Source organism: Vibrio sp. 1F279 (assembly GCF_041439815.1).
GTDB lineage: Bacteria > Pseudomonadota > Gammaproteobacteria > Enterobacterales > Vibrionaceae > Vibrio > Vibrio tasmaniensis_A.
In genome coordinates this window covers 1-7,508 of record NZ_JBGOOU010000070.1, presented here as the reverse complement: position 1 = coordinate 7,508, position 7,508 = coordinate 1, and the positions used below count along the sequence as shown (strand labels likewise).

Below are 7,508 nucleotides of genomic sequence, written 5' to 3'. Positions count from 1 at the left end.
GATAAGTGATATTAGAGCTGAGTTGGATTTTTTGAGTTGGTAGTTATCTTGAATCCCTATAAAGCCACTTTTTGGGAGTGGCTTATCCTATTATTGCCCATTATTATATTCGGCTATCAACATGCGCGTTCGTAGACAACTGGAATTTACCCAACCCCTGCTCATGTGACGATAACAAGACTCATGCAGTAAAAATGACTTTTTATATTGGTAAGGTCGCTTCGGGACAAAAGTGCCTTAGCAAAATCACACTTTCCATTGAATTTGCATTTATTTAAGCCATGCAAAGTACGCTTTTTCGAAAATAAGGAAGAAGAGCTAAGGGGGGTAGTATAAAATCTCCTGAAGATATCAAGAGAGCTAGTAACAGCATGGATAATTTTCAAAACCTTATTGATTACAGCACCGTCGATGACCTGAAGTTTCGTATCAAGTCATTACCCTTTTCTTGTGCTATCCCCAGTCGCAAAGCAGAAGTTGCAAGTGTACTCTTTAATGCATTGATGAACCCAGACAACCTACAGCTAATTTGGAACCACCTCTCAGAGGTTCAGAAGCTTGCTTTGCAAGAGGCCGTTCACAATCAAGCAGGTTATATGGACGGTTTCGTATTCTGGTCAAAATATCAAAAAGAACCACCTAGTACAGAAGACTGGTCGTTGTATCGAAGTCGAGATAAAGATAACGGTGGCAAAGCTTTATCTCCGTTCTTTTATCCTGACCGCCGTTACGGATCTTCACGCAGAATACCTAATGACCTATTAGCTTTTTTGAAACCTCATGTTCCATTGCCACCACATTTCTCTGTGCCAACGGCAATTGTCGATGGTGACGAGATTGAAACGTCAGAAACCCCACAATACACGGAAGCGGAGCTTAACGTTCTTCTTAACACTATTAAGGTTAAGAAGTTAAAAGTCAGTCCGAAAACTGGGCTGCCTTCTAAAACATTGCTCAACCAACTGTGCAACCAACTCAATGAACCGTATCAAAAGGTAACATCACTTGATGACGAATCAGCGAAAAGTATAAAGGCTTTTGGTTGGATTCAAATTCTAAGAGCTGCTCTATGGTTCAAAGAGACAAAGGGCGAATTGCAAATCAACCTAAAAAAAGCCGCTCTTCAACAACGACATTGTGACGTCATTAAACAGCTTTTCTTGGACTGGAAAGATCGAAGCAAATTTGACGAGTTCTCACGTATCAATCAGATTAAAGGGCAAAAAGGAAAAGGTCAGAAATATTTTACCAATGTTCTGAGCCGCAGGGATGCTTGTATAGAAACATTGCGATCTTGCCCACCTGAAGAATGGGTCTCTTTTGATGACTATCTGAGATTAATGGCGGTTGAGGGGCAATTCTTTAATATTACGTTTGAACCCTATAGCTTGTATATTGGTGATTCCACGTATGGCCGCATTCATGACGGTACCTTTCTTACTAATGCTTACTCTCGCTGTTTAATTATGGAGTATTTCGCGACTCTAGGGATCGTCGACATAGCTTACGTAACGCCGGAGGGCGCTCAAGATAATTACTATGACCGTTGGGGGCAATATGACCTAGATTATTTGTCCATTTATGATGGTTTAAAATATATCAGGCTTACAAAGCTCGGAGCCTATGTGCTTGGAGTGGTTGATACCTACATCGATGTATCCGAATCAACGAAAACATCGATCGCATTATTGCCGAAGTATCGTGTTCAGTTTATGCAGCCACCCACTACAAGTGAGCGAGTATTTCTTACTAATTATGCGGATGAAGCTACCGACCAAGTCTGGCAGCTATGCACAAGCAAGATACTCTCACACCTCGAAAATGGTGGTGACTTAGAAGAAATACAATCTTTCCTATCTGAAAGAGATGAACAACCATATTTCCCGACTCAAATTGAGCACCTCTTCAAAACGTTAGAGAGCAATAAGAATGCAGTACGATTAGAGGGGCGTTTTTTACTTTTGAAATGCGATACCGAGTCGATAGCAAAGAACATAGCGTCAGCACCTAAATTACAGAAATTGTGCCAACGCGTAGGAAAAGACCAGTTAATTATCCCAGAGGGCAAAGAATCGTTGTTTAGACAATTAGTTCATGAACTTGCCTATGCTATGCCCATACAGTCATAGTTTTCAATGTAAGGGCAAAGTTTTTTGCCCTGTAAGCGATCATTTTAGAGGTGAATTACTCAATTTCATTCACACCTGATGTTGAAGAACTAGCAGTGGTTTTCTTTTTTCGTTGAAATAGTGTTGGTTCGTCCGCGGTCTTTCGCTACGGGACAAAAGCGCCTCAGAAGAGGCGTATAAGGTTGACTTTGGAACCATCATTAGCCGTTATGATGGTTGATCAAATAACCTGATTAGTTCCTTGAGTTCTTCAGCGTTATTATAATTTTGATCTTGATATTGTTTCTCTGGACTTTTAGCACCTTGCTTTTGTTTCTTTCTTAGGGCTTTAATCGCTGGGTTTAAACTCAATTTTGTATCCGTGAGTGTATCTGCAAGTCGTAATAAAGCAACTTGACTATTTGTGATCGTCGGCTTGGAGGATATGATAGCGGTGATCGCAGTTAAATTACATTTCAAATAATGCTCTGAGTATGCACAAAGTAATTCGAGGTTTTTTACTCGCCCTCCATCATGAACAAGAAGATTTCTCGCTCTGTAAAGGCGCTTAATTTGCAATGACACTCGCTGCTCATGTTTCTCAATGTTTTTGGCTAGCTCTAAAGAGTTTTGGCAAAGTTTTGTAAACAAACTCAAGCGATACTTGAAGAATGGAAAGTTATCGAGACTTTGTAAAATAGCATTCGCCTTTAGTGGGCAACTTAGAACGGAAAACATATTCTCGACGTTAGCATCATCGATATGAAAGCTATCTCCACCTTCGATAGTAAAGGCAGTTTTGTTTGCATTGACCAATGTTATTTTAAATGTTCTTAATCTTTTTATTACATAGTCTATTGCAATTGGTGATACTGCCGCGAGAATCACTCTCTCATCATCTCCCGGTCGATTCGTCTTCAAAGGCACATCTCGTGTTAGGGCTTCTAAGGCTGTCCAGTTTCCGACAAATCTAGATTCAATATTATCAGCAGAAGCATTGATTCGTAACTGACGGTATGCCCCAGCTAATTTAGTATCAGTAATTGAGTTATTTAGAGATGAGATAAATCGTTCAAGCTCCTCATAATTCATTTTATGTATATGGTTAGGTACTGGGGAATGAAGACGAATGGATTTTTCTATACCTGTGGAGAGGTCCGTTGACTTAAATGATTTATTTATTGAAAGATTAATATTTGGTATTGCAAAACTAAGTGCATCAAGAACTTCACCTAGTTGTTCATTGGCTTGCATGCCAGCAGAAATACGTGATTTCGCGTTTATTGTCACCGAAGCTATCAGGTTCTTGTCATTTTCTTCAGTTCGTTTTAATGTCAAAGAACCAAAGACCCATTCTGTTCCTTGCGCCAAACGCTCAGTAAGCTCTCGGTTGGTAACAGTCAGCTCAATCAAGTAGTCTTTACTATCTTCTAATAAGACAGCCTTAAGATATTGATAGCGAGCTGAGAAGGGCTCGTTATCAACAAATTTAGTCAGCACATGTCGATAGTAATTGTGAAGTTCGTTCATGCTTAACCCAGAAGCAATTAGCCCAGAAACAATCGACTCTGTGGCAGTCAGTATCTTTTTAAGATGGTCGTTGCTATCAACTGGTACTTCTGAAAATAACAAGCTTTCAAGGTGGTTAAGTCCAACTTTTATATAATGCTCATTTAAATGAGTTAGGTACTCTTCAATGTGTGATCGCATTAATTCTGTTGACTTATTAACTGAAGCTTCGCTTTCTCCTTGCTCATTAGGGAGCGTTAAAGCTAACATTTTCTGAGTCAACTTTTCAAATTCAGGAGTCTTAACAATAGGATCTACTTGTAAGATTTCATGCAATTCAGTAGCCACGACATAACGCTTATTGGCTCCACCGTATGCTTCTCCAAAGTCAAGAAGTAGCAGTAACTCTTGACAACCATTAATTGCATGAAGGAAACTAGCTCTCTCACTATCTAAACTCAGTTCATGGGTCATGTTAAACCATGCACCTAAAAAGAATGCTTCGGGAACTGTTAAGTTTGAGTTTAAAATGCCAGTATCAACTTTCAAGAGTTGCTCCTAATGGTGAGTTTTGCTATAGTTCTGACAAGAATACAGATTTTGATTGGTTAGTTCTAGTTAACTGGCTGATAAACCGAAAGATTGGTCTCGCTTCTGGATTGGTGCTATGTCCCACAGTCGTCTTGACCACCCTATATGGCCCCACTGCTGACGTAGTGGGGCTTTTTTATAAGGGTTAATGCTAAATTTCACGTCTCACAACTCTCCGAAATCCTCAGCGCATCTTCAATCTCAACGCCAAGGTATTCAATCGTGCTTTCTAACTTAGCATGACCAAGAAGTAATTGAATAGCCCTAAGATTCTTGGTTTTAGCGTAGATCAAAGAAGCCTTGGTTCGGCGCAGTGAATGTGTGCCGTATTGCGTTTTATCGAGTCCTATATCAGCAACCCATCGATTAACCATGGTGGTGTAGTAATGGTACGAGATGGGTTGTCCTTCACGTCGTGGGCTTGGGAATAGATAATCTGTTGGCTGTAATGAGTTTTGAATGATCCATTGTGACAAAGTTTGCTGAGTCTTGGGTGTGATCTCGAAGTGTACCTCTTGTTGGGTTTTCTGCTGTTTAACTATGGTTCTCGACATCACGCAGCCACTACGGCTGACATCCTGAACTTTCAAGTTACGTAAATCACACGACCTCAACTTGCAGTCGATGGCTAGGTTGAACAGTGCCAACTCAAACAAGCGCTCTTCCAATTCAAGTCGAATACGGATGCGCCAAATGTCTTCTAGTTTGAAGGCTTTCTTCTGACCTACACGCTTCCCTTTATTCCAAGCTTCCATAATGTGCTCCTTACTTCATAAAAATGCTCTTTAAGTAAGGCAGAAATCAAAGACAATGCTGCATCCAGTGGTATGATTGACGGAATATTTCTATAACAAGAAAACTTCTAATGAAACAAACAGAACAACAGTATTTGAAAGAGCTTGAAGGCAAGCTTTGGAACGCAGCAGACAAGCTACGCTCAACGCTAGACGCCGCGCAGTACAAACATGCAGTGTTAGGTCTAATCTTCGTTAAGTACGTCTCTGATGCGTTTAAGCTGCGTCAGGATGAGATTAAAGCTGACATCGCTAACCCAGAGCACGAATATTACTTGGATCCTGATGACTTCTCGGAAGAAGAACTAGCAGAAGAGATTGCTATCGAGCTGGAACAACGTGACTTTTACACAGAGAAAAACGTGTTCTGGCTACCAACTGAGTCTCGTTGGCAGTTCCTGCAAGATAACGGCCCATTGGTTATTGGTGGCGCTGAACTTGATATTAATGGTAAGCCTAAGAAAATCACTTCTGTCGGTCACCTCATCGATAACGCACTTGAAGGTATTGAGCGGGATAACCCAAAACTGAAAGGTGTGCTTAACAAGTCATACTCTTCATTGAAGATTGACCAAGCTAAGCTGAATGAGCTTATCAACCTGATTGCGACAATACCGTTTGTTCATGCCGATCTAAACAGTAAAGACATCCTCGGTCATGTATACGAATACATGCTTGGTCAGTTCGCACTGGCTGAAGGTAAAAAAGGTGGTCAGTTCTATACCCCAGCATCAATCGTAACTCTGATCGTTGAGATGATTGAACCTTTTGAAGGTCGTGTATATGACCCAGCAATGGGTTCTGGCGGTTTCTTTGTTCAATCAGAGAAGTTCATCGAGCGTCATGCAAATGAGAAGAAGGTTGATGCCCTTACTCAGAAGCAGAAGATTTCTATCTACGGTCAAGAATACAACCATACAACGTGGCAATTAGCAGCGATGAACATGGCGCTCCGTGGTCTTGATTACGATTTTGGTAAAGAGCCAGCAAGTACTTATACCAATGTTCAGCACCCTGATTTACGTGCCGACTTCATCATGGCTAACCCTCCATTCAACATGAAAGAGTGGAACACGGGTGTTGATGATAACGATCCTCGCTTCAAATACGGTCAACCACCATCAGGTAATGCGAACTTCGCATGGATGCAGCACATGCTTCATCATCTTGCACCTGAAGGTTCTCAGGCGCTTCTGTTGGCAAATGGCTCTATGAGTTCAACGACCAACAACGAAGGCACCATTCGTCAGGCATTAATTGAGAACGATTTGATTGAATGTATGGTAGCGCTTCCGGGTCAACTGTTTACTAACACCCAGATCCCAGCGTGTATTTGGTTCTTAACCAAAAACAAGAACCCTCGCGTCGATAAGGCAGGGCGTAAGCTGCGTGGCCGTAAGGGTGAGGTGCTGTTTATCGATGCGCGTAACCTTGGTTACATGAAAGATCGTGTATTACGTGATTTCAGCTTTGATGATATCAAGAAAGTTGCTGATCTATTCCACGCTTGGAAAACGGGTGAAGAAGTTCATGGCGTAGCTTATGAAGATCAAGCTGGTTTCTGCAAGTCAGTAATGTTAGAAGAAATTACTAAACATGACTTTGTACTGACTCCGGGCCGTTACGTTGGCGCTGCGGAAGAAGAGGACGATGGCATTCCTTTTGCTGAGAAGATGGTAACACTGACTTCAAAACTAAGTGAGCAGTTTACTGACTCTGTAATGTTAGAAGCTGAAATCAAGAAGAACCTAGCGGGGTTAGGTTATGACCTGTAATTGGCCTGAATTAACAATAGATGAGTTGAAATCGTCGGAAAAAGGCTCTATTGCTATGGGGCCGTTTGGCTCTCGAATAAAGGCTGAAAATTTTGTTAAATCAGGGGTTCCTGTTCTTAAAGGAGGAAACTTACATGGGGCGTATATCGATGATAATGAGTGCGATTACCTCACCGAAGAAAAGGCAGACGAATTAAAATCATCAAATGCTTTTGAGGGGGATATTGTTATTACCCATCGTGGAACCATTGGTCAGGTTAGTATTATTCCAAAAGGTGCAACTTATAATCGGTACGTTGTATCTCAAAGCCAGTTAAAAGTGTCATTAGACAAAGAGAAAGTAAACCCATATTACGTTAACTACTTTTTGCGTAGTCGTATAGGTCAACATCGCCTACTCTCATATGCTTCACAGGTTGGTGTTCCTGCAATTGCAAAAGCTTCAACATCTGTAAAGCAAATCCAAGTACCGTGCCCACCATTAGCAGTTCAAGATGAAATAGTATCTTTTCTACAATCGCTCGATCATAAATTGACTGTTAACAACCAAATAAATCAATCCCTAGAAGAAATGGCACAAGCCATCTTCAAGTCATGGTTTGTTGATTTCGATCCAGTGAAAGCCAAAATGAATGGTGCTCAACCAGAAGGAATGGATGCGGCCACTGCCTCGCTATTCCCAGAAAAGCTTGTTGAGTCTGAGTTGGGTTTGATACCAGAAGGTTGGGAAG

Annotated in this window: 5 protein-coding genes; 3 read left to right on the top strand and 2 right to left on the bottom strand. The window is 41.2% G+C overall.

The genetic code is table 11. From position 1 onward, the window contains the following. Nucleotides 1-371: 371 nt before the first annotated feature. The gene (locus tag ACED60_RS24750; protein WP_102579782.1) at nt 372-2,129 is read left to right on the top strand and encodes a hypothetical protein; all 1,758 of its coding nucleotides are present in this window, start codon (nt 372-374) and stop codon (nt 2,127-2,129) included. 207 nt (nt 2,130-2,336) lie between these two features. Here ACED60_RS24750 and ACED60_RS24745 read toward each other — a convergent pair whose 3' ends face one another. After that, on the bottom strand, nt 2,337-4,166 hold the full coding sequence (locus ACED60_RS24745; RefSeq protein WP_371728666.1) for a hypothetical protein: 1,830 nt from the start codon (nt 4,164-4,166) through the stop codon (nt 2,337-2,339). 200 nt (nt 4,167-4,366) lie between these two features. After that, the gene (locus tag ACED60_RS24740) at nt 4,367-4,963 is read right to left on the bottom strand and encodes a tyrosine-type recombinase/integrase (RefSeq protein ID WP_371728665.1); all 597 of its coding nucleotides are present in this window, start codon (nt 4,961-4,963) and stop codon (nt 4,367-4,369) included. Between the two features lie 110 nt (nt 4,964-5,073). On the opposite strand from ACED60_RS24740, the gene ACED60_RS24735 reads away from it, so the two are divergent. Further along, the gene (locus ACED60_RS24735) at nt 5,074-6,777 is read left to right on the top strand and encodes an N-6 DNA methylase (RefSeq protein ID WP_371728664.1); all 1,704 of its coding nucleotides are present in this window, start codon (nt 5,074-5,076) and stop codon (nt 6,775-6,777) included. Further along, nucleotides 6,767-7,508 (top strand): restriction endonuclease subunit S (locus ACED60_RS24730; RefSeq protein WP_371728663.1); only part of this gene is annotated, 742 nt, incomplete at its 3' end. The genes ACED60_RS24735 and ACED60_RS24730, both read left to right, overlap by 11 nt.